Source organism: Pseudanabaena yagii GIHE-NHR1 (assembly GCF_012863495.1).
Lineage (GTDB): Bacteria > Cyanobacteriota > Cyanobacteriia > Pseudanabaenales > Pseudanabaenaceae > Pseudanabaena > Pseudanabaena yagii.
The window spans coordinates 1153660-1177817 of record NZ_JAAVJL010000001.1 but is presented as its reverse complement, the minus strand read 5'-3'; the positions used below and the strand labels follow the sequence as shown (position 1 = coordinate 1177817).

Annotated in this window: 15 protein-coding genes and 2 pseudogenes; 7 read left to right on the top strand and 10 right to left on the bottom strand. The window is 42.7% G+C overall.

What is annotated here, in order from left to right; genetic code table 11:
• Positions 1-5: 5 nt before the first annotated feature.
• The 9 genes and pseudogenes from HC246_RS05630 to HC246_RS05590 all read right to left on the bottom strand — a co-directional run bounded on the left by HC246_RS05630 (position 6) and on the right by HC246_RS05590 (position 9367).
• Positions 6-305 (bottom strand): hypothetical protein, encoded by a 300-nt coding sequence (locus tag HC246_RS05630; RefSeq protein ID WP_169362534.1) that lies wholly within the window; start codon positions 303-305, stop codon positions 6-8.
• Between the two features lie 43 nt (positions 306-348).
• Positions 349-813, bottom strand: a pseudogene (locus tag HC246_RS05625) (ISNCY family transposase); the annotation flags it as partial.
• Positions 814-837: 24 nt separating this feature from the next.
• Positions 838-2117: pseudogene (locus HC246_RS05620) on the bottom strand (ISNCY family transposase).
• Between the two features lie 307 nt (positions 2118-2424).
• Positions 2425-3789 (bottom strand): AAA family ATPase, encoded by a 1365-nt coding sequence (locus HC246_RS05615; protein ID WP_169362533.1) that lies wholly within the window; start codon positions 3787-3789, stop codon positions 2425-2427.
• Positions 3790-4101: 312 nt separating this feature from the next.
• Positions 4102-5634 carry a HEPN domain-containing protein gene (locus HC246_RS05610; protein ID WP_169362532.1) on the bottom strand — a complete coding sequence of 511 codons (1533 nt, stop codon included), beginning with the start codon at positions 5632-5634 and terminating at the stop codon, positions 4102-4104.
• 5 nt (positions 5635-5639) lie between these two features.
• Positions 5640-6122, bottom strand: coding sequence for a CRR6 family NdhI maturation factor (locus HC246_RS05605; RefSeq protein WP_169362531.1), 483 nt, complete (start codon positions 6120-6122; stop codon positions 5640-5642).
• Between the two features lie 60 nt (positions 6123-6182).
• Positions 6183-7154, bottom strand: a complete 972-nt coding sequence (locus HC246_RS05600; RefSeq protein WP_169362530.1) for a DnaJ C-terminal domain-containing protein — start codon at positions 7152-7154, stop codon at positions 6183-6185.
• An 83-nt stretch (positions 7155-7237) separates the two neighbouring features.
• The gene (locus HC246_RS05595; protein WP_169362529.1) at positions 7238-8584 is read right to left on the bottom strand and encodes a phospholipid carrier-dependent glycosyltransferase; all 1347 of its coding nucleotides are present in this window, start codon (positions 8582-8584) and stop codon (positions 7238-7240) included.
• A gap of 21 nt (positions 8585-8605) precedes the next feature.
• Complete coding sequence (locus HC246_RS05590; protein ID WP_169362528.1) at positions 8606-9367, bottom strand: DsbA family protein; 762 nt, start codon at positions 9365-9367, stop codon at positions 8606-8608.
• Positions 9368-9663: 296 nt separating this feature from the next.
• On the opposite strand from HC246_RS05590, the gene HC246_RS05585 reads away from it, so the two are divergent.
• From HC246_RS05585 to HC246_RS05575, 3 genes are read left to right on the top strand one after another with little or no spacing between them, the layout of a single operon-like run.
• A complete protein-coding gene (locus HC246_RS05585; RefSeq protein ID WP_169362527.1) occupies positions 9664-10299 on the top strand; it encodes a CHRD domain-containing protein in 636 nt (211 codons plus the stop codon).
• A 60-nt stretch (positions 10300-10359) separates the two neighbouring features.
• Positions 10360-18651: a LamG-like jellyroll fold domain-containing protein gene (locus tag HC246_RS05580; protein ID WP_169362526.1), complete on the top strand. Its 8292-nt coding sequence runs from the start codon at positions 10360-10362 to the stop codon at positions 18649-18651.
• A gap of 14 nt (positions 18652-18665) precedes the next feature.
• Positions 18666-18962, top strand: a complete 297-nt coding sequence (locus HC246_RS05575; RefSeq protein WP_169362525.1) for a hypothetical protein — start codon at positions 18666-18668, stop codon at positions 18960-18962.
• 118 nt (positions 18963-19080) lie between these two features.
• On the opposite strand, the gene HC246_RS05570 is transcribed toward HC246_RS05575, so the two are convergent.
• Positions 19081-19974, bottom strand: coding sequence for an alpha/beta fold hydrolase (locus HC246_RS05570; protein WP_169362524.1), 894 nt, complete (start codon positions 19972-19974; stop codon positions 19081-19083).
• 385 nt (positions 19975-20359) lie between these two features.
• Here HC246_RS05570 and HC246_RS05565 point away from each other — a divergent pair, with 385 nt between their 5' ends.
• The 4 genes from HC246_RS05565 (at position 20360) to HC246_RS05550 (ending at position 24132) form a co-directional block, all read left to right on the top strand.
• The gene (locus tag HC246_RS05565; RefSeq protein WP_169362523.1) at positions 20360-21115 is read left to right on the top strand and encodes a phycobilisome rod-core linker polypeptide; all 756 of its coding nucleotides are present in this window, start codon (positions 20360-20362) and stop codon (positions 21113-21115) included.
• A 183-nt stretch (positions 21116-21298) separates the two neighbouring features.
• A complete protein-coding gene (locus HC246_RS05560) occupies positions 21299-21817 on the top strand; it encodes a phycobiliprotein lyase (RefSeq protein ID WP_169362522.1) in 519 nt (172 codons plus the stop codon).
• A gap of 327 nt (positions 21818-22144) precedes the next feature.
• On the top strand, positions 22145-23233 hold the full coding sequence (locus tag HC246_RS05555) for a hypothetical protein (protein ID WP_169362521.1): 1089 nt from the start codon (positions 22145-22147) through the stop codon (positions 23231-23233).
• 5 nt (positions 23234-23238) lie between these two features.
• Positions 23239-24132: an ABC transporter permease gene (locus HC246_RS05550; RefSeq protein ID WP_169362520.1), complete on the top strand. Its 894-nt coding sequence runs from the start codon at positions 23239-23241 to the stop codon at positions 24130-24132.
• Positions 24133-24158 lie beyond the last annotated feature (26 nt).

The following is a 24158-nucleotide window of genomic DNA, read 5'->3' as shown; positions in this document are numbered from 1 at the left end:
AATGATTAGATGCGATCTCTCTCAAATTGTACTGAGCCATACGCAAAATCTCCACCAAGCTTTTTCATCAACTTTCTTAGGGCTATCACTCTTGAGTCTACTTCGATGGATTTGGGATTGACGACTCTACTCACAACTGCTCTAGCAAAGACTTTCCCTGTAATTTTATATCTTTCAGTTTGAAAATACTTAATTGTCTGAGTTAGTTGCTCGACAGCAGAAATTAAATCTCGCCCCTTGAGTTCAATAAAGTATAAATCGGCTGATTCAGGACGACGTGACGCTTCAGCCTCACAGATTATCATGAGATAATCGCACTTTCTTTGCAGCAATTCTCATTATGAAAAATTAACTACTGTTGGGAGGGAGATCTAACTCCAAACCTTGAATCATAAAAGTCAAAAGATGATCCCAACTATCAAAAACAAGATATCGAGTCAAGGCGCGTAAATCGTTAAAAAAGGTTTTGCGGGTTGGCAAATGAGAGCGCAATAACTGGTACTTGTCATCGACCAATTCCAATAACGTGTGAAATAGTAGGGACAAAATATTGAGGGTGGCTAGGAATGAAGCAAGATGCTCCTTGCCATGTCCAAAGTTGTGTTCTAGGTTGTAGCCCTTAGTTTTGAGAGTATTGTTATTCTCATTTTCCACTTTCCAACGAGTACGACCAGCCAGCACGATTTCCACCACTGTTTGCTCAGTAATCAGGTGATTGGTGGCAAAAGAGTTTTTGTAAACTACCTTGCCATCAGGTCTAGTCACAGTTAGTTCACACCAGTTAACCAGCAAAGCATCGTCACCATCTTTGATAGCAGCAATTCTCATTATGAAAAATTAACTACTGTTGGGAGGGAGATCTAACTCCAAACCTTGAATCATAAAAGTCAAAAGATGATCCCAACTATCAAAAACAAGATATCGAGTCAAGGCGCGTAAATCGTTAAAAAAGGTTTTGCGGGTTGGCAAATGAGAGCGCAATAACTGGTACTTGTCATCGACCAATTCCAATAACGTGTGAAATAGTAGGGACAAAATATTGAGGGTGGCTAGGAATGAAGCAAGATGCTCCTTGCCATGTCCAAAGTTGTGTTCTAGGTTGTAGCCCTTAGTTTTGAGAGTATTGTTATTCTCATTTTCCACTTTCCAACGAGTACGACCAGCCAGCACGATTTCCACCACTGTTTGCTCAGTAATCAGGTGATTGGTGGCAAAAGAGTTTTTGTAAACTACCTTGCCATCAGGTCTAGTCACAGTTAGTTCACACCAGTTAACCAGCAAAGCATCGTCACCATCTTTGATAGGTAGCCCATTGACATATTGGTAGGTATAGGTCTCTTGAACTTTCCCTGTCCACTTATTGACAACCACCGTTGGCAAAGCAATCCCTTCTATATGCTCATAGATAGTGGGGTGAGATTCGGGCGGCAGACTAAGATGAAGTTGAACTGTTGCTCTAATAGCATTTGGCAGAGGGGTTGGCGAGAATAAAGGTCATCACCCAAAACAGTTACCTTGAATGCACTGTACTTACTGCCATGTTGTAACAACCATCTTTTGGCGGCTGTATTCTCACAGTCTTGCTTGTCATTTCCATCCTGCGGCACAATAAATTCTGGTACTAGGGGAATCACTTGCGATTGATGTGGACTGACGATAACTGGCGTAACTACGCTATGAAAATAATGAATTTCTCCTGATTTCATTTTCCTACTCGAACAATGGTGACAGTGTATTTGTTTTGAACTAAAGTACTCTGTCCCATCTAGCGCCATTAATAGATTGTTGGCGAATCCTCGAAATCCTTGCAGTTTCCCCTTTTGCTCTATCGTCTCCAAGATTGTCTCGAACACTGGAAACATTTCTTTAGGTTGCACTGGGTCTAGCAAGTCTCGGATATGGTTATCCGTTGGTATTTTATGCACCCCAAATAAACTTTGGGCGTTGCTTCGCCCTTTTGTCTGCTCCATTGTCCGCTGGTAAGACAAGAATGATGGACTTTGAGTGAAAAATACACTGAATGCACTCATGGCTGCATCTTCCATGCCATAGCGACTATTTTTGCCTGTCCGCTTGTCTGGCAATGATTCTAGTTGTTGTCGGAAAATTTCTACAATTCTGTCGAATGAGCCTTGTGCTTTCAAAGCTCTTCCCCTAAATCAATCATCATGTTATTTACAATATCCCTATATCAACGGTTTGACTAGCCTTCGTTCATAATGAGAATTGCTGCTTTCTTTGGCTTTGACTAGTAATTACGCAGTTATCAATTTCTACCTTACATACTTTTCTTCTGGATGGATTCTGAAGAATATATTTTATCTTCTTATTCTTCGCATCATATGCTGGAATTTCTGGATCTTGCTTGCAGACTGTACAACTAGAATAATTTTCCTGAAACTCTTGACAGTTCAACTTCATGCCTCAATCCTCAAGATCAAACAGTTGATTAAAGGTATCAACGATAATGTTTGAGGCTCTATCGATTTCGGCTGATTGAATCAATCCCATTTCGCGATCGACAATAGTTCGAGCAGTACCATCTTCTAAAATATAAGCGTCTAGCCTATCAGGATTAATCCATAAATGAGGATCTACAATATTTGCAACTTCTTTTTTATCTTCTTCCACTCCTAATTTATGAGCATAAAGAAGATTATTAAATGATGAAAGGATATAGGGGCTATGAGTAGTTAGAAGGATTTGATTTTTATTATGATTTGCAAAGAGCGATACTAAGTCAATAATTTGCTTTTGCGCTACTGGGAAAAGATGCGCTTCAGGCTCTTCAATAATCATAAACACCTTACGATCATTCAGCATTAGAATAACAATGATTAGTAAAATCCAAACAACTTCTTGCTGTCCTGAAGAAGCAAAATTTATTGCAGTACTCTTGCTATTAGAAAATTCAATTTTTTCAATTCCATTTTGATAACTATATGATCCCTTCAAGATTGAATTTACGAGATCTTGAGCAAGTTCAATTATTTTTACAGATGTATCATTGAGGCTATTTTTTTCTGAAATATAATTTTGGATTAAATTATCTATACCATTTTCACAGACTAGTTTAGCTTGATCAATAAGATTAATAAATTCTCTCATGAGATAATCAAGCTTAATTAAGCTATCTGATTGTAATTTGTTATCAGATAATAGCTCGTCCCCCATATCAATATTGTATCTTTGCTGAGATAGTGTTGTAATCAAACTTCGTCCAGCAGGTAAGTATATAACTTCTCTGTCATCTCCAAAAAGGTTGTCAAGCTGAATATTTATTTCTTCAAATAGAGCAGATTCTTTTGATTTAATAGTAATGGCTTCTTTTGAAGAAGAAAAATTAGATACCTTTCCATGTAGCTCAATTCGCAAATCTTTCAACTTATTGATTGTTTCATTGAAATTTATAGTGAAGGCTGAACTGAATTCACTATAAATAGCTTGACCATATAGACTAGTCCCAATTAATATCTCATTTTGGTCGCTATATATGTAAGTTAGCTTAGTATCAGGAGATAGCTGGGTAGTAGTAGAACCATAGAATTTTGTAAATTTCAGATTTACCAGTTTGCTAAACCTAGAAATAGGATCATCAAATTTATTTTGGTTATAGCAGTCAAGATAATATCGATACAAGTCATCTCTTAAGGACTTAAAAAAGAATATTGCTTTGCTAACAGTACTTTTTCCACTAGCTTGAGAGCCAATGAATACAAGGATATCATTCAGATCAAGCTTGATGTCTGAAACGGGACCAAATTGATGAATGGTTAGTTGTTGTGACATAAGAAAACAAGTAATACTTTCGTGAATTTTTAGGAAAGAAATGGAATATCAATTACTTTTGAAAGGGATCGCCTAGTTCATCGGTAAATTTAAAGAGTGTAAGATGATTGATTTGCTGGATTCGCATTCCTTTAGGGAGAAGGGATGATGGTTTTAAAGATGTACTCATGACATTTTTTAGGTTTGATATTCAGATTTTAACTTTTGTGTTTTACTTCGCAATTTGTTTCAAATATTTCAAGATGATTTTCTTTGAGAGCAATAGTTTTAAATTAGTTAATTATCATTTTTAAGATTTCCTTAATTGTTATTTTATTTGTCTAGTTTTATCTCAAATTTACTCCACCATTCACTTATTTCCGCACTCTCAGTCAATCCTTTAGGAGCATTACCTAAAAGCATTTCAATAATCGAATTTTTTAAAATTCTTGGAGCATGAAGTAAGACTTCTTTTAGTTTTTCACTATCTTTCTGCTTTAAGTCATTAATACTTTTCCCGTGAGCAAGCGCTGAACGAAAGCTATATAAATTTTTCGCGACATTAAAAATTCTTCTCTTTTTATCTAAAGTTTTCCCCAGCAAATTTGAAGCGCGTAAAGCAAGTCGATAATCAGGCTTTTTTTGGTAATTATCATTTAAAATTATTGCTTCAAATGCGAATGCTATATCAAGTAATCTTTCAGGATCATCAGGTAAATAACTCTCATAACTTGCCCTAAATCTTTTGATCGCAACATCCAAACCTTTAATATCATGAATTTCATAAGATGATACAAGGTTAGAAATAAGACTTAATTCTGCTTGCGATAGCGGTTCCGTTTGCTGAGTTTGAAAATAGAATCGTTTGGGAATAAAGATGGAAAGCTCAGGTTGATAGTCTTGTACGTAAGTTTTCCTGATATGTGGAGTAAAATCATCAATTGGAAACATTTCAAGCGCAATCACCCCGATATCTTCATCTCTAACAAGCCTGAGACAATTAACTAAGTCATCTGTATTCATTTCAGCTACAGTAAAACAATTTAAATAATGCTCAGATGTAGCATTTACATTTATTTCCTGCTTATACGTTATGACAGTATTGATTCCATCTAATCTAACGTCTCTATTATTGTTATAAAGCTTAGATAGTAATTCATCAGTTGCATACTGAATAGAAAACATACTTGCATTCCCAAAAAAGGAAATAGATGTATCCATGTCAATTACTGGTGCATTTAGAAAGATTACTACTTCGTAAACGTTATAATTTTTTTCTGCTATGGAATAAATATTTTCAGTAGTTGTATGAGCTATGTTATCCCATGTTTTAAAAGCTAGTTTTTTGCGCGGATCAAATCCTTGTGCATGAAGTTCATTTGCTAAAATTTTTGAAAGGAATAATTGCATCTCATAAAGGTGTAACAAATTTATGTCTTTAGACTTTATTTTCTCAGCTAACACATCTGGATCGTAGTGTTTATAGCCAAGAGATTCAGCAACTCTCTCAAGAAGGTTTGGGATAGTCGCAAATTTGCCAAATAATTTTTCTTCTAAATCTTTAATTCTTGCTTTTATCTCAATACAATCTTCATCAGTTTCTTCTTTGGCAAGCGAATCTATAACAAGCGACTTGATTAAACTCCTTGTCCTGTTATGAGAGTTATTTGTAACAACTACTCTTACTCCATCTGTACCACGAATTGGAAGTTGAGATTTTGGCAAAACTATTGCATTATCTTGTATTCTCGTTTCTACAATAGGTTCTCTATTTTCGTCAGAACAAACATAATTTTTCTTTTGCCAAAGAGACTCCATTTCTCGGCAAAGATCTGCAATTAATGTTTGTACCTCTTGTTTGCTCATCAGTGTTACAAAAGGTTGAAAAATGCTGAATCGATTTCGTAGCCGAGGCTTTGAGTCATTTGCTGTAACTTTGCCGTGCTTTCAATGCCGCGTGACTTGAGCCAGAGAGAAATTGTGAAGACCTTCTGCATTACAAAAAGCTCTAAGGCTTCAGGATTGTATTGCAACACATAGCCATCACCCTCGCGCTTAAACTCGTGGGGGACTAACATCGCGGCATAGCGACTGAGTTCTAAACGCCAGTCTAGGAGATAGCTAAACCAAGGATAGGTCGCATCGAGACGCACAAACCAGAGACGGACTTCCGAGATTTCTGACAATTCGCGAGGGTCGCCATCTTCCTTATCCCATACAAGTTCGATTTGAAATTGGCGATCGCTTTCGGGTGTTTCATCCCAATTGGCTAATAACTTCTCGATCGCAATTTTGGCAGGAGTAATATCGAGGGACTCAATGCAGGCTTGGCTGATATAGATGATGGTAGACATAGTAGTTTCTAGATAGATAATTAATGCGGCACGATGCGCCGCATTAATGGTTATTAATGATTATTTCTTAGGTAAATGTTCACGCGGATCGAAGGATTGAACTTTGAGTAATTGTTCGTAAAGTTCTCGTTCGCGATTGCTGGGATTTTTGGGGACGACGATCTGGATTTCGACATATTGATCGCCAAAGGTTCTGGCATCTTTAGGGAATCCTTTGCCAGAGAGGCGCAATTGTTGTCCCGACTTCACCGCAGGGGGAATCGTCAGTTTGACTAAGCCGCTTAGGGTTGGTACTTCCACTTGCACACCCAAAACAGACTCACTAGGAGAAATGGGTAATTGGCAACGAATATCGGAACCTTCGAGGGTAAAGAAGGGATGAGGTTTGAGGATAATTTTCAGATAGAGATCGCCGCCCGATGCGCCTTGACCCTTGAGGCGAATTCTCTGACCAGAGAGGACACCTGCGGGCATATTGACCTCTAGCGATCGCCCATCTTCGAGGCGGATTCTTTCACGACCACCCACATAGGCGCGTTCGAGGGGTAATTCTAAGACAGCTTCCGAATCGCGGCGAGGATTGGGACGGGGTGGGGCTTGGGTACTAGTGCGATAGGAGGATGCGCCACCTGTATCTTGGGCGCGTTCGTTAGTGCGAAATTTGCCCAGTAATTGATCGACAAATTCTTGGAAATCGTTGTATTGGCTAAAGTCCACATCGCCTGTGTAGCCACCACGTTCAAAATCGGGCGTGTAGGGTTCGCGGGATGAGGGAGCGCGTCCGCCTGATCCTTGGAATCCACCTTGTTTCCAATATTGACCAAAGCGATCGTACTGTTGCCGCTTCGTGGTGTCAGACAGTACCTCATAGGCTTCACCAATATCTTTAAAGCGTTCTTCGGCTGCCTTGTCATTTGGATTCAGGTCGGGATGATATTTCCGCGCTAACCTGCGATAGGAGCGCTTGATTTCGTCAGCCGTAGCTGTCTTCGGTACACCGAGGATTTCATAGTAATTGCGAAAGTTTTGCATATTTCCCGAACTGCAAACAAGGAGATAACTTAGCTTACCCTATGGTTGCTTTTGGAAACGCCGTTGGCGTTTTCAAAAGATTTTTAGATCCAGCTACGCAACCACATTAACATGGGTAAATAACCCGATGAGATCGGTAAACCGATATAAATCGGTAGCCAGAACAAAAAGGCGATCGCCACAATTGCAAAAATCCCACCACCGAGCGCCCGAATATTAGGTAAAGGCGATCGCCACAGGAGCGACACCAACAGGGCAAGGGCAGCAAAGGCAAATACGGAGGCGGGCATATAGTGATACAAAAAAATGCAGCGTTTGCTCAAGCTCCAAGGCAACCAATGTGCCAAAAAGCTAGTCGTCACATAAAACATCAACCAAAACAATTGCGATCGCTCCCGTAATGGTATCTGGGTGATGGCTTGAGGGGGAAACCTAAATTTCGAGGCAATGACAAAACTGAGACAAAGTAGCAAGGCGATCGCACTGAGCCAATACAACAAGGGGTTGCCCATCGCATGGACAAATTCCACCATGCTATTGGGACGGTTTTCAAAAAAGTAAGCGATTGGGCGAATTAATAACACCCAACTCCACCAAGGCGAGCAGTAGGGATGAATTGGTTCAGTTTTACCAACTCCTAAGTTTTGATGAAAGCCAATGATCTGACGATGCAATTCCCAAATATCGCGTTCGGGATTAATCATCAAATGGGGAATCCACTGCAAGAAATAAAAGGCGATCGGGACAATGATTAAGCCAATCACGATCTGAGCGGCATTTAGGGTTTGGCGATAGCGTGACCATGCATAACCAGCGATCGCCACTAGCCCAATAATATAAGCCAAGCCTGTCCATTTCACACTTATGGATGCGCCTAACATCAAGCCTGTGATGATCGTCCAGAACCAACGCTGACGCGATCGCTTTAGAGCCAAGACCATACATAACTGGCTGAGCATCCCAAAAAGCAAGATGTAAATATTGATCAAGCCAAACCGTGACTCCACCAATAGCAACCCATCCATCGCGATAAACCAACCCGTCAGCCATGCCCAACTGCGGCGATCGCTCAATTGCCACACAAATTCATAGGTAATTAAGGGCAACAGCGAACCCGCTAGTGCCGTCATGCAGCGATAGCCCAAGGGCGCATAACCCAAAAGTTGAATCCCTAAGGCAATGATGTATTTCGCTAGGGGCGGATGCGCGTCGAATAGCGTTTCACCACGGAGATAGTTTTGAGCAAACTTCGGATAGTAAACCTCATCAAAAACAATATCTGCCGTGCCATCGATATTCCAAAATCTTGTCCCAAAGGCAACCAATGCGATCGCCATTACTCCAAATACAGGATGCTCCGATAGCCAAATCAAGCGATCGGTGAAACGAGCAAGGGGAGTAATAAATTTGCTGTCTCTCCAATTGCTCATATCAAGGTCATATCAAGGTAATTATTTACCTGCCTTAATTTGAGCAACTAGTCCTTCTAAATCCTGAATATTAGGAACTCCAGAGAAAAACACTCCATTAATCACAAAGGAAGGTGTACCGCGTACTCCCAAAGACTTGCCAAGTTCAAAATCTTTCTTGAGGGATTCCTTAGCTTCATTACTCTTGCGATCGCGATTAAATTTATCGATATCAAGTTTTAAATTCTTGGCTAATTCCACATAAAACTCTTCACCCAATTTGCTCTGTTGCTCAAACAAAGCATCGTGATATTCCCAAAACTTACCCTGCTGAAAAGCTGCCCATGATGCAAGTGCCGCAGGTTCAGCCTGTTGATGAATTTGCTTCAGAGGGAAATGCTTGTATACCAAAGTGACATCATTGCCATTTTTTGCCATGAATTCCTTCACGACCTCATGAGCCTTAGCGCAATAAGGGCATTCAAAATCAGAGAACTCCGCCATGATGATTTTTTGGCTGGTTGAACCTGTGACAGGTGCATTGCGAAGTAATAGGCGTGGTTCTTGGCGAATTTGTGATAGCACCTTGTCGCGAGCTTGCTCTTCCTGTTGAGCTTGTGCCCTTTGATAGGCTTGCACTGAATCCAAAATCACCTGTGGATTTTTGCGAAGAATCTCTAAAACTTTTGCTTCAAACTGAGCATCAGACAATTGAGCGCTAGCGGATTGCCCTGACGAAGCACAGCTTGTCACAATTAGTAAGAGGGCAACTAAGGCTGATAGGAAATAGGGTTTGACACGCATCACAAAAATATCACAAGTAGGAGGTGTAATTCTTTCCGTCTTAGTTTATACCAATTCACCGAAGTGTCATCACCCTTCAGTGAATGGGAGCATCTCTCTTTGGCGCAGTCATTCTAGCAAGCCAAGAACAAGGGGCTTAAGCCCCTTGCCTTTACCCAAGGTTTAATACATTGCCGAAAAGTGCAATGGGCGATCGCTAAAAGCAGCAACATAACTTGTCTGCAAATACTAATGCTTGATTTTGGTAATTGTTCGATATTGGCATTAGCAAATCGACATTAGCAGAGGTATCGCATATGAGAATCGTAATTGGCTTTTTGATGAGCGCCTTGATTGCCCTCACCGTTATGTTTAGCAATCCTGCGATCGCTCAAAATCAACAGCAATTTGGCGATCAATCTTTTAACGAATACGAATCCTATCTCCATCCAGCCCAAGAACCTGATCCAAAACTGACTACTTCCGCAAGGGGCTATGGCAGATTGAAGTTTCCCGTAAATCTGAGTTCTGGTTCCGTAGAAGTCCAACTCTCTGGAATCGATCCTGCAAAAGTCACTGCTTTCCATATTCATTGCGGCACACCCGGAGTACTAGGACCAATCATTGTCAATTTTGGACAATATGGTGACTTCCAAAAAACGATCGCTAATGATCACTTTTCCGCAAATGTCACCAATGACAAATCAACTTTTGTCAAGCAGCCTCCTATTCCCCCAAATCTCTTTGCAGGTAAATTCACCCTGCCACTTCCTGAAGGCTGTCCTAGCGATATTAATTTCCCTGTGCAACAGGTCAATACAGTTGCAGGTTTAGATGCCTTAGCTCGCAAGGGCGCACTCTACTTCAATCTCCACACCGTCGGTCATGAGTTCTTTGGCGAATTGCGCGGTCAGATCTATCCCGTTGCCCCTAAAGTTGCAAGTTCTAAATAGAGTTTAGATTTGCGCTTTTGACAAAAACTTTTCAATTTCAAAAAGAAATTAATAAGAACCATGAGCATTATCGATACATTTACAAAAACCTACAGTGATCGCACCTATAGCTACACCACTACCGTGCGTCATCGTGGGACAGTGATTGCCTTTGCCCTCAGTAGCGATCGCCGCATTTACTACTCAGTCCTCGACTTTAACTCTAACTCCAATAGCTCCGAGCAAGACAGCGAACTAGATGTCAATGCATGGCTGGATGATCCCCTAGAGTTGAAGTTTCCCACGGAGATTGTGGAAGTTGGCGCAGAGATTGTCAATCCCCGAAAGATACCACTGGTCGATCAACTCAAAAATCCTGTTGACAACGCTGATGATGCGGACTCATTTTATTCCTCAACGGCTAGATTGATGGCACTAGCTCCCTTTCAGGTGTTGTCCGACAATCAATATCTGTATGTATTCCGACAGGCGATCGCTGCCGATCATCCTGATAACTTGAAGGTGAATAATCAGGCAATTGTGAATAATACTTTGCTATGCGATCGCTTCTTGTTGGTTGGCAATAGCATCAGCCCGAAAATGGAAGTTAGGTTTCAACGTAGCCGCAATAAGACCAATCCTCAGAGTAACAAGGATACGCTCGGCGCAAAGGATATGGACGAGCAGTTCTTTTATGAACCTACCCAAGAACTCAGTTTTGTTGAGAATATTAGTCGCTTTTCTGTCTTATTATTACCGACTGCGAATACAGAAGTACAACGCTGGCAGATTTTTACCATCAATAGCGTTACCAAAATGATTGATTCCTTCAATGTAGAGCGAGCGAAGGATGGTTTATTTAATACTCAAGGCACACAATTCTATACCAGTCCCGATCCTGAATATCAAAGTGCAGTTTTTGAAAGGGAGCCGGGGACTTGTCCATTTACACAGCAACCTCTCATTCCCATTCTCCAACAGTCCTACTATGCCGAATCCGCATTACAGTTTAATGGTACTAGTAGTTCGGTGAAGCTTGCCACAGCATCGCAGTTAGGACTTACCAATCAGAGCTTTACGGTAGAGGCTTGGATTAAAGGTTTGGACTTTCCTGTGGGGCAATATGCTGACAGCGTGATCATGGCAACAAATGAGAACACCGATAATAATGGATTGCATCTAGTCGTTAGGAACCAAAAAGCCTATATGGGCTTTTATAACAACGATCTGCAAGCAACCACAACATTAGTGAAAAATCGTTGGTATCACATCGCTTGGCGCTATGATATCGACACCCAAGAGCAAGCCATCTTTGTGAATGGAGTTTTAGATGGTAGTACTACTCAACATGGAGCTTTTCAAGGCACAGGTTCGGTATATTTAGGTTCTCGCTCTTGGGGCGATAATAAATTTTTTAAGGGTGTCATTGATGAAGTGCGAATTTGGAATCGTGCCCGTTCCGCTAGTGAACTCGCAAGGGATATGAATTCGCGCTTAGTAGGCAATGAGACGGGATTGAAAGCCTATTGGCGGATGGATGAAGGTAGCGGCAATCAAGTCTATGACCAAACTCGCAATGCCTTGCATGGTCAGATTACGAATCCGATTTGGATCAGTTCCGATGCGCCAGTCAGTGACCAGATCGGAATGCAACGCACGAGTTTTCGGATCGGCGATCGCGATGTGGTGACGGGGCTATCAGCATTGCTCTATTACCAACAGGGAAATGTTGCCATTGGTTACGATCAACAGGAGAAACCACTCAAGCAAAATGCAAGGGTAATGCTGACAATGGCAACCCTCGCGAGTCCATCGCAACCCGACGATAAGCCCTACATAGCGACTATTGATATGGGTATTTCTCGCGAGGGCAAACTAGCGCAACTGCCCGACAATCTCCAATTAGGAAATCCCTTGTCAGGAGCGAACAATAATCTCGTACTAGAAAACCTGCAAACCCTAGAAAGCAAAAGTGAAACCCTACGCGCCGAAATTGCCGAGCTAGAGAAGTTTGACAGTCGGAAACTGATTGCCCCTGATGGTAAAGCTGAGGATCGTTTTGGTGCACCGATCGCTGTGAGTGGTGATTGGGGAATGCTTGGCTCCAGATCGGGAGTCTATATATTTAGCACAAATACCAGTTCTACCAGCAGTCCCATCAAATTGCGTCCCAGCAATGCTGCCGACAATCGTGGATTTAACTCTAAGTTTGATATATCGACCAATTGGGCAGTGGTTGGCAGTTCCAATAGTCTATCAGCTCACTTTTTCCGCTTTGATGGAAGTATGAACAGTTGGACAAGCACGGCAACACAGAAAATCGCCATTTCCGACCAATACGATACTTCCTATGGTTGTGCCAGTGTGGCGATCGCTGGTGACTGGGCAATGGTTGCCAATGCTTTTGCGGATAGACAGGCAGGGATAGTCTATCTCTTGCACTGTGAAAATCAAATGCAATGGGTCACTAAAGGAACAATCCAAGCTTCTGACAAAGTTGCTAATACTTGCTTTGGTCGCAGAATTGCCATGAGCGGTGCATGGGCAATTGTGGCAAGTATCACTTCAGTTTATCTGTTTAATAATGTGAATGGTCAATGGAGCCAATCCGCTAAATTCCCGATTGTCAATGCTTCGGTCGCGATTAATGGCAACTGGGCGATCGCAGGTGATGGGGATAGTGGTGTGGTTTACCTATTCAATTGCCAAAATGGACTTTGGAAGCAGGTGACTAAGCTTAGTGTCGCCGTGGATGGATTTGGTACATCCGTCGCAATTAATGGCGATTATGCCGTAGTGGGAACGCGCAATCAAGCTTCTTATCTGTTCAAGTATAGAGGACAAACTTGGCAGCAGGTGGGTCGGATTGATGCTCCAAGTGATTTCCAGTCCGATGTCTCCCTTGGCTTTGGACAATTTGTAGCCGTGAATAATGACATCGCCATCATTGATGGTTTTCGTGATCGCAATACCAATGGACAAAATGCGGGAGCCGCCTATATCTTCAGTTGTCAATTGTTTGAGCTAAAAGCGGAATTGACCGAGACACAAGCAGCGATCGCCAAATTAAACAATCAGTACAATCAAAAAGCGATTCCTCTAAAATTGCTGCATACCGATCCAATGGGTTTTACGGTTACAGGTGGCTTGTTGAGTTTTGCGACCAGTACCAATACACCCCATTTATTTGATAGTGGTGCAGGCAAATTGGCTCTGTATTTTCGAGGCGATCGCGATCAATTCTATGCCGCCTATTTCGATACCTTGAATACGAAATCGGAATATACCTTAAGTGTCGAAGGGACAAGCAATACTATTTCTCTGCAATCGCGATCGGCAGAAGGCGATCTCAATCAGGCAAGTATCGCCATTAGTAACGGCAATTTCGACCATACCTGTAAAGTAATTATCGAGAATCCCACGACAAAATTTAAAGAAATCTGGTGCGATGTACCCAGACAAGCCGATCGCTTTGCCGCCGTGCTTAACGGTCGAGCAGGCGATGAGGTCTATATCGGTAAGCTCAGTCAAAGCATCTCAGGAGCGATCGCCAATTTACCATTAGCCAATGGTTCACGCCAAATTTTAAACTTGGGTGATGTGGTCAGAGTGGGGCAGAGCTACTTTACGGTTAGTGCCGATACTAGCACCAGTGCAACAGCGATCGCTGTGCAGAGTCAAACTGTTACGGAAGCGATCGCTCAAGATACGGAAATTTATTATGTGCCCTATGACTATCTCCATCAAACCAAGGTACAGCTAGTCAAATATCAATCACTTGCTGCCTTAGGCGCGAGTCTATCGGACATAGTGAATAGCCTCACCCTCTCTAGCACCTTAAAGCAATCTCTCTCGAAGGGTGACGTATTACTGATTGATGGGGTCAGGCTCAAAGTCAGTGCTGCTGTAGCTAAAAATGCCACGCAAATTCCCATTAGCAGTATTACTCTATCCCAACCCATTGCACAGGGAGAAAAGATTTATCTAGTCGGCACAGAGACCACTAGCCTCAGTCATAGTCTTCGCTATGGTTCTCTCAATTTAATTGCCGCTGCCTCAGGCTTAACCGATGCTGTAGTGAATGGGTTCGCGACTCTTACTACTTTGTCCACCCCCTGCGTTTGGGTAGCCGATTCCCCAGGGAGAGCCTTATCCTTTGATGGTGTGGATGATTATGTCAGCGATAAAAACAATGTTGCCGCCTTTGCTACCAATGGCGATCTCACCCTCGAAGCATGGGTATTACCCAAGAGTATCAAAACTCCGAGCCGCATTGTCCATCACTATCTCAGCAATCAATCGGGCTATACATTAGGCATCAGACCACAAATATTGCAATCAGCACTGATGTTCTCTAGTGCGAGTAACTACATTGCGATCAATAATCTCACCTATGAAGGAATGATTGAGGCAATTACGATTGAAGCTTGGGTGAAAATTACTAATCCATCAATGCAATCTGTCATTGCTTCATGGGATCGGAATGAATATTGGGAACTAGCGATCGGTAGTGATAGCATTCAAGGCAAAGTCGCTTGGTCAACAAGAGATAGCAATAGCACCAGTATTGATGAATGTGTTGGCACAACGGTGGTATCAAGTACCGCAGGTGAATGGCATTTTATCTCTGTCACCTATGAGTCGGTCAGCGGCAACAAATTTATCTATGTGGATGGACAACTCGATCGCCAAATTAAAGCCCATAATGGGGCAAAATTGGGTAGCAAGGTCAAGCGTTACGGCTTTATAGGTACAAGTTCCAAAGCAAGTACATTTAATGGCGATCACAATCCCAAAGGATGCCAAGGGGCGATCGATGAAGTGCGAATCTGGAACTATGCCCGCACAGCCAATGAAATCCAAGAGGATATGAGTCGCCGCCTCACAGGTGATGAATCGGGCTTAGTTGGCTATTGGCACTTTGATGATTTCAGTAGCGATCGCACATGGGTCAAGGACTATACCCAACATGGCTACGATGGCAAAGTCACAGGCAGCTTAACACCTATAAATTCACCACTTCCCGCTTACTCAGTCTTTGCGGGTGTAGGCAATGCCATTGGTGGCAAACTCAATAATCAATTCATTGAGTCCACTGCTAAATTAATCGGCAATAGTTGGAATCATCTAGCGATGATTTTCAATCAATCCTATGGCTTGAAATTTAGTGGTTCTGAAAAAGCCTATCTACGCACTGACAAGAATTCCACTCTCGATATTAACAGCGACCTCACGCTCGAACTGAACTTCGCCGTTAACAATCTGAATAATCCAGCAGGATTAATCTCTAAGGGCAAGCTCCAAGATGGCAACAATCAGTACTCTCCCTATAGTCTCTATATTGATCGCAATGGCAAAGTTGTCTTTGCGTTTGAGAATCAAAATGGCGAACTCAAGACCTACACCTTTAAGAATGTAACGGTGAAAACCGATGCCTTTTATAAGCTGGTACTAGTTCGCCAGAGTTTCTCCGAAAATAAGACAGGCAGTTCTACGGAAAGCTTTTCCTATGTGGATGAAAATGGCAATAACAAAACCATCACTGTACAGGTAGATAAACCCACGGGACAGCAAACCAATTACACCATTGATTGCTATCTCAAGGAACAACAAGCAGGTGCTGTCACCAAATACCAAAAGGCTGGTGATTCTTGGCTATTGGACAATACCAAAATTGGTAACAGTAGTGAATCCCTGCAAATTGGTCGTGTTGACAATAAGAATGAAGTCTATCCCTTCAAAGGCATTATCACAGAACTCAGGATTTGGAGCCGCGCTCTGGAAGATACAGAATTTGGTGCAAGTCTCACTGGTTCGGAACAGGGTTTAGTCGGTTGGTGGCAGATGCAAGAAAATGATGGCAATATTGCCTATGACAGCAAGAGTAACTCCCATCTCAAGCTTCAAGGAAATGTCAAATGGACGATTAATCCCGATCCCCTCGCTGCTAGTTTTAAGCTCTATAGCAATGGTGAAGCGATCGCTACGAAAAACATCCCTGCTGAAACTTGGGGCGATCCCCAATTTACCCTCGGCGGATTTTCCAACAATGCCAATTGGCAAAGCCCTTTTAATGGCATCCTCGAGGAAACTAGAATTTGGAAAACCGCACGCACTGAGGAACAGATTCTCGACAATCTCTTTACAAGACTCAAGGGTGAGAAAAAATCCCTGATCGCTTACTATCCCTTTGACCTTGAAAGTAATGCGAGCCAACTCACCGATGCGGGATTAGCAGGACTCAATCTCAATCTCGGCAGTGGCAATAATAGCCCTAGCATTGTCCTATCGACCGCGCCAATTAGTGATGATACGGCGATCGTGCGATCGGCGATCTCGCAAGTCCGCACCTCCTTCCATCGCACGATTAACAGCGCTCCTAGCGTGCAGGAATATGGAGATTTACAAAGCGATCGCACAGGGATGACGGGAGTTTTAAAACGCTGCTATAGCTTTATTCGCAACAATCAATGGCATCTGCTCACAGGCTACAAAGTTGGCAATCTGATCAGTGAATGGATTGGGCAAGTGCAATATGATCCGCAAATTGTGGGTTATGTCGAAGGTGCGCCGCCTGTCCCTAGCGAAAACTTAACGGTGGGTTCCGTGAGTCCTGAAGGTGATGATTATCTGGGCATTACTTCCCTCGAAATTACCGAAGCCGAAAGCGTCACCTATACCTTTGCAACTTCCAAAGAGAGCAGCTTTAATAGTGCCTTTGAATTAGCGATGACCAGTGGCTTTGAGCTGAAAATGGATACTGTGACTGCGCCCCTTGGCTTTGGCGTAATCTTTAAAGACGCAGCCGAAGCTTCTCTCAAAGGTAAGCTAGCAGGCAATCTCTCCACAGAAAATTCATGGCTCTCGGATTCATCCCATAGCTACGGTACAAACACCACAGACAATCTTACGGTTGCTCTTGATGGTACTTGGGAAGCTCCCGATCCTGAAAATGCAAATAAGGGATTAAATACAGGAATGCTCCGACGTTTTCAACCTGCCAATACAGGATTTGCGATCGTGGAGTCAGAAACTGCTGATGTCTTTGCTCTCCGCCTAGAGCACAATCACGCCCTGATCTCCTTAAATCTCACTCCCAATCCCGATATTCCCAAGGATCGCAATCTCATTCCCTTCCCGATCAATCCTCGCTACACCAAGCAGGGAACTCTTGATGGTGCAGTCGGCTATAACCCTCAAGGTCAGAAGCTACTCGATCCCGACTATGCCAATGCTAGCGGCTATGGTGAATATAGCTACTTCAAACCGATGGAAGCCTATGCCCTCAAACAAAAAATTCAGCGTGAGGAGGAAGAACTCCGTAATTATTATGAGAATTACGATACGTCATTTCTATCGAGCAGCAGCATCGCTGGTGGCACATCGGGTGCTGGAGAGATCGCAGGTATTGGCACTGGTGCTGGTTTAGCTAGTGCAGGTGTGGGCGGATTAGCCGCAGGTGCAGGTACGGGCGTTGTTGGTGCAGCAGCTTTCTTTGCCGCCAGTACAACCGCGACAATTACAGCGATCGCTCAAGGATTATCTAAAGACTTAAAACTAGACGATCAGTTTGCTAAGCGGAACCTAGTGAATACCGCCGTATGGACTGCCAGTGGCGGCTTTTACTGCGAGTCTACAGAAATTAGCTCAGTGCGTCAGGAAACCAAACAGGGTACGTTTAAATGGACAGCAACGGGTTCATCATCTTTACAAGCAGACTATAAGGCAGGGCTGTACTTTGGTTTAGAGCTAAATGGCACGATGGGAGGTGGTGCTACTTCAACAAAACAAAAGTCTGCGGAATCCTCTTCTTCCTTTGGCATTAACTTAACAGTGAACACCCCTACAAATATCCAAGCCTACGATGACAATCTAGAGCAGCAATATCAAAATGGGAAACCTGTCATTGCGGCTGGCAAGGTTGACGCTTATCGCTTTATGACCTTCTATCTCGATTCCACGGCTGACAATGGCGCAGATTTATTTAATAAAGTGATTGACCCGATATGGCTAGAACAGAGCAATTCCGCTAATGCCTTTGCCTTGCGCCAAGCTAAAGAAAGTAATGCTGCCCCTGATTGCTGGCGCGTATTCCACCGAGTCACCTTTATTAGTCGAATTCTCCCTGAGTTTAGCGATCCGACCGCACCTCCCGCCAATTTAGAGCAAGCGCTATCAAAATCACAAATTCAGAGCAACTGGCTATTAATCCAAAAGCTCAAGCCCTTTGTGGAAAATAAAACCACTAGCTTTAGTCAATTCCGTGATGCGCTATATCTTGCCCTAGAGCGCTATATGTCCGAATTTGTTGATTTCAAAATCGAGATCTTGGATTTATTGTCGGCATATTTCGGCGTGGTCAATGAGTTATAGCAATTACAGAACTTATGTTGCAGGCTATGTTGCAGGGCTTATTTCTTTTGGGCGCATTAGCAGCCATTATCCACCTACTGCAAAAATGTTGGCATTTGCGGTTACAACTCCTCGCGACCCAGCAAGAACTTCAGCATCAGCAACAAATCATCGCACAAACATCGGCAAATATTCATAATGGTTCGTTGCAGTTGTTGACCTACCTGATCCGAGAAGTCCAAACCCATGAATTACCACAGCAGGAAATGCTCAAGCATTTACATAGTGTTTACCAAGATGTGTTAGCAAATACGCAAAATTTAGAGCCATAGATTTAAGGTCAGTTCGCCAATTGCGCCGCGCTTCGCGCGGCGCAATTGGCGTTATCGAACTCACGCAAAATTTTAGAACCATCGATTTGGGTTCGGGGCAAAGCCTCGAACTCAAATTTTATGCAGCCGCTATTTTTAGCAAAATATCATTAACTACATCTGGCACTTCATCCTGCGGACAATGCCCTGCATTGGGAATATCAATAAATTCTTTAACACAGGCAAATTTCGTAAAAGACTCGCGCCCCAATGTGATCGGTTCCCAAGGATCGCGATCGCCCCACAAGACAATCGCCTCACAGGGCAAAATTGCCAACAAATCCTCTGGTCTGGGGCCTTGTGAATAGCGCACAAACGCCATAAACACATCTACAGCATTGGTATTTTGAGCGGGCTTCACTAATATTTCAATTAATTCATCAGTAATCGCTTCTGAGTGAATATAAGCTTGCGACAAAATTTGGCGCACTGATTTTGGTTGGCGCACTTGATCGAAAAATAATTTGGCGATCGCCCGCACACCCAAAATATTTTGGACGGCCTTCACACCGACACGCTTAAACCAAGGCATCGCCAATTGATTTTGTTCTTGCAATAGCCGCAAGGAACAATTAATTAATACAGTTTTAGTGATTAACTCAGGAGCATAGATCGCGGCTTGCATAGCAACCACTGCACCGATCGAATTGCCAACAAGGATGGCGCGATCGCCTACTACCTCGCGCACAAAATCAGCAATCTGTTGTCCCCAAGTTTCAAAGGTATAGGCTAGCTCACTAGGTTTTGGTTGTGCCGAAGATCCAAACCCGACCAGATCGATCGCATAGACCCTATGACATTCCGCCAAAACTGGGACATTTTTTCGCCAATGCCCCACTGATGCCCCGAAACCATGGATTAAGACAAGTGCAGGGCTATCTAAATTTTTCGCTAATCCTTCAGCACAATAACCAATCTCATAGCCTCGCCACGTCCAAAAGCGATCGGCGAACTTACGATATGCAAAAGTCATTAAGATTACTTATTGTTTACGAAATATAAAAGACTTTAAGATTCTTCTAACTCAATGGATTTTGCCAGTTTCAACGAGCTATCAGCAGACTGAAACTGGCACTCAAGGGTTAAAAAAGGTAAACTTATATGAAGCAAGTAGAACTAGCTAATTTCGCCTATCCTATCATTGACTAGAGGTTAGCCTCTTGTAATTTTATTTAGCTTATTTAGACCTGAACTCATTGTATTGTGGTTTTTACCTTGGCATGGACAAAGTAAAAACCTTAGATACAACCAAAATATGAGTTTTGCAGTTTTTGGGTTGTCTCCAACTTAGAAACTGCGGTAAATTTGGCAATAAGTATTTTTAGAACTTTTCGATAATATTATTTGGAGATTTAAACGTGGCGATTCCTTTATTAGAATACGCTCCAGCATCGCAAAATTCTCGCGTCGCTGGCTTTACAGTAGGTGGTGATGAAACACCTCGCATCTACACTACTAATAACTTGCTCTCTAAAACTGAGCTAGATGATTTGATCGAAGCTGCATATCGTCAAATTTTCTTCCATGCTTTTGCTGTAGATCGCGAAGTTACCTTAGAATCGCAATTGCGTTCTGGAAACCTCACCGTTAGACAGTTTGTGCGTGGTTTAGTGCTCTCTAACACCTATAGAACCAGCTTCTATGAAAAAAACAGCAACTATCGCTTCGTAGAGCAAACTGTACAGCGCGTTCTTGGTCGTGACGTTTACAGCGAACGTGAAAAAATTGCTTGGTCAGCAGTAGTTATGACCAAGGGTATTGAAGGCTTTATCGATGCACTCATCAACAGTGACGAGTATCTTGAAGCATTTGGTGATGACACATTGCCTTACCAACGTCGTCGGATTCTACCTAGCCAATCCGTTGGTGAAAGACCCTTCAACATCAAATCTCCTCGCTACGATGCTTACCATCGTGCACAGTTGGGCTTCCCTCAAATCATTTGGCAAAATCAAGTTCGTGGCTATACCCCTGCCGACAGAAAGCCACAAGCAGGCGATCCAGCTTTGTTCTTGAACTTAGCTCGTAGCCTCAATATTCCTGCATCTGCTGGAAGACTGGTCTCCGCTCAAAATCTTGATTACGAAAAGCTAGTTCCTTACCGCAAGAGCTAAATCAAGTTTTTAAGAGAAGCTGGGTTACAACTCTCTCTTAAAACAAAAAGGGGCGCATTGCGCCCCTTTTTGTTTTGGGAAATTGCTACCCGAATAAACATCAAGATTTGTGTCAAAATTGGTTAAGCCTTACTTTTTGCATTTTTTGCTTTTTTATTAGCTTTTAGATCAACTTTTGTTTTAATGGATATTCATCAATTTCTCGAACTCTTTGTCGGTCGTTGGCGATCGCAACGCAGCGATCATCAATTTGGTCAAGAAAATGGTAATGATGGTCGCTCTTTATTGGAAATCAATACACTAAGTGAGGATGATCCTGACTTAATCGCAATTTGCCAAAAATATGACATTGATCCGCATACCGCTCAACATGCTGTCAGGACATCATGGGAAGAAGAGTCATTAAGCAGCATTAAACCGAAAGGCAGTGCTGTAATCGTCCCAGTACCAAATCCTGACTCCCCACACAAGGGCTTGATTTTAAGTGGGCAAGGCAAAGGTATCTATGAGTTCGCGCAAGATGAGTCCTTGACCATTCACACCGTAACATCGCAAGGGGTAATCGAAGAACGCATTTGGTACGGAAATCCAAATCTGCGCTTCCGCGTGACTACTCTGTCGCAGGGTAACAATGCAGGCGATCGCCGCATTCAATCATCCAAGTTTTATTCAGAGATTCGCATTTCTCCAGCTAAACAATAAAACCAAGAAGGTCGCTTTAGCGACCTTCTTGGTTTTATTGTTTGAGGAAATGGGATATTAAAGTCCAGATTTCTAAACCGATAAAACCTGCCAAAAAAATAAAAATTGCAATATTTAAACCAGTCTTAATTTTTTCCATTTCTTCCCATACAGTTATAGCTTTGGTAATTTAATTAAAGAGGGGCGCAAAGCGCCCCTCTTTAATTTTTATGTTCTGCTATATTACATGCTTAAATTAACCAAATAATTTTGACTAGAAAAAACATCACTTGATCTAGTTGAGTTAAACTTAACCCTTATTACATTCAAGTGTGGGGATGTACTGCTGTGAATTGGCTCAAAAGGTTTAGTATTATCGGAACTACGGCGATCGCTTCCTTAGTGCTCGCGCATTCTGCATCGGCACGTTATGTAGTTTTTGTAGAAGGTAATGATTCTGGAACATTACAAAGAGTTAAGACGGTTTCGCCAACTGCTTTCGCGACCAAAATCAATGGACAACCTGCAATTCAGGCAGGTACTTTTAACTCTGAGACCAGTGCGAATAACTTAGTATCGGCTCTGAGCAACACTGGACTATCACCTCAAAAATATTTCAGTACTTCAGGAGGTAAGGAAAGTAATGTCCAAGCACCTTTTACGGACACAACAACTTTCGTCGCGCCCTTGTCGAATAATCCGCAGCAAGTGATTATTCAACAAACTCCAGCACCTCAGACAATAAATTTTCAAGCAGATCCGCAACCACAGATCTATACCTCTGCACCACAGCAACCGATCGCCTACACTAACCAGTATCAGCAGGTCACAACAAATACGATTGTGCCACAGGTACAGACGCAGCAGGTATTAGTCCCTCGTTGGCAACAGGTATTGGTTCCCGAAACTAGACAGGTTGTAACCCAAGCGGTTGTGCCCCAAACTCAGCTTGTCCAAACTGGTTATACCCAATCAAGCTACGTTCAACCAACTAGTTACGTCCAGCCTCAAACTGGATTTATCCAGCCAACTAGCTACGTCCAACCAACTACTAGTTATGTGCCGCCTCAAACTGGATTTGTACAGTCCTCAACAACAATGCTAGCGCCAGCCACATCCTACGATAGCTATGTTGCACCCAGTAGTAACTTATCGACTTTCCCAACCCAACCAGTAGCAAATGAGGTCACTGCTGAGCAACAATTACCTCAACAAACTGTAAATCCTAATTATCGTTATATTGCCGCCATTCCAGCCAAATTAAGCAATCAGTATTTGCTGACACAGGTACGGCAGTATGTCCCCAATGCATTTTTCACTAATTCTGGTCGGGGCACTTACATTCATGCAGGTGCTTATCAAAATCGTGACTCCGCCGAATCTGTGTCCCGCTATCTGCGATCGCAAGGGATTGACTCACGAGTGCTTTATTTCTAAAACCGATGACAGTAAGTAATCCTCCTGAATCTAAGCAACGAACATCTAAGCGACTGAAATGGCTTGAGCCTTTTGCCCTACTTTTCCCAAGTGGCTTTTGGCTCGTTTCATTTTTACTCGTCCCCACGATTTTTATTTTTATTCAGAGTCTTGTCCCCCTTGGTAAAACTGAGTTTGGCATAGACAACTATCTGAGAGTCTTCGAGTACGTTGGTGGTAACTTCATTTATCTAACCGTCGTATGGCGATCGCTACTTTATGCAGTAATTACCACAGGCTTTTGCCTCATCTTAGGTTTTCCTGTGGCTTACTGGCTAGCGGTGATCGCACCTAAGCGTTGGCGCAATATCTTATTACTATTATTTGTGCTGCCTCTGTGGACTTCATCTTTATTGAGATCCTATGCTTGGATTACAATTTTGCGACCAACGGGCGTTTTAAACACCTTTCTCAACTTCATTGGACTCTCAGGAATCAATGTCTTAAATAAGGCCGAGGGTGTAATCATTGGCATGGTCTATACCTATTTGCCCTATATGGTTTTAGTGCTTTATACCTCGCTGGAACGTCTTGATCTGCGTCTACTCGAAGCAGCGGCCGACCTTGGGGCAAACTCCAAGCAGACTTTTTGGCAAATTACAGTACCGCAAGTGTCCTCAGGCATTATTGCAGGAACGGCTCTAGTATCCATTTCTAGCTTTAGCGATTACATTAATCCCCAGCTATTAGGAGGGCCAGGTAGTCGCACGATCGCCTCAATCATTGAGTTGCAATTTTTAGGCGCAAGCAGTAACCGAGGTTTTGGATCAGCAATTAGCATGGTGCTGATTCTTGCTGTCACCATTGTGATAGCCCTGCTAATTAAATATGGCGATCGCCGCGTAGTCAGTGATAGCTAATCCCTTTTTTCCTTTTCCCCTTTTAA

Excerpts from the sequence above, each read along its gene's own strand:
- HC246_RS05630 (WP_169362534.1), bottom strand. The coding sequence starts at position 305 with ATGATAATCTGTGAGGCTGAAGCGTCACGTCGTCCTGAATCAGCCGAT.
- HC246_RS05615 (WP_169362533.1), bottom strand. The coding sequence starts at position 3,789 with ATGTCACAACAACTAACCATTCATCAATTTGGTCCCGTTTCAGACATC.
- HC246_RS05610 (WP_169362532.1), bottom strand. The coding sequence starts at position 5,634 with ATGAGCAAACAAGAGGTACAAACATTAATTGCAGATCTTTGCCGAGAA.
- HC246_RS05605 (WP_169362531.1), bottom strand. The coding sequence starts at position 6,122 with ATGTCTACCATCATCTATATCAGCCAAGCCTGCATTGAGTCCCTCGAT.
- HC246_RS05600 (WP_169362530.1), bottom strand. The coding sequence starts at position 7,154 with ATGCAAAACTTTCGCAATTACTATGAAATCCTCGGTGTACCGAAGACA.
- HC246_RS05595 (WP_169362529.1), bottom strand. The coding sequence starts at position 8,584 with ATGAGCAATTGGAGAGACAGCAAATTTATTACTCCCCTTGCTCGTTTC.
- HC246_RS05590 (WP_169362528.1), bottom strand. The coding sequence starts at position 9,367 with ATGCGTGTCAAACCCTATTTCCTATCAGCCTTAGTTGCCCTCTTACTA.
- HC246_RS05585 (WP_169362527.1), top strand. The coding sequence starts at position 9,664 with ATGAGAATCGTAATTGGCTTTTTGATGAGCGCCTTGATTGCCCTCACC.
- HC246_RS05580 (WP_169362526.1), top strand. The coding sequence starts at position 10,360 with ATGAGCATTATCGATACATTTACAAAAACCTACAGTGATCGCACCTAT.
- HC246_RS05575 (WP_169362525.1), top strand. The coding sequence starts at position 18,666 with ATGTTGCAGGCTATGTTGCAGGGCTTATTTCTTTTGGGCGCATTAGCA.
- HC246_RS05570 (WP_169362524.1), bottom strand. The coding sequence starts at position 19,974 with ATGACTTTTGCATATCGTAAGTTCGCCGATCGCTTTTGGACGTGGCGA.
- HC246_RS05560 (WP_169362522.1), top strand. The coding sequence starts at position 21,299 with ATGGATATTCATCAATTTCTCGAACTCTTTGTCGGTCGTTGGCGATCG.
- HC246_RS05550 (WP_169362520.1), top strand. The coding sequence starts at position 23,239 with ATGACAGTAAGTAATCCTCCTGAATCTAAGCAACGAACATCTAAGCGA.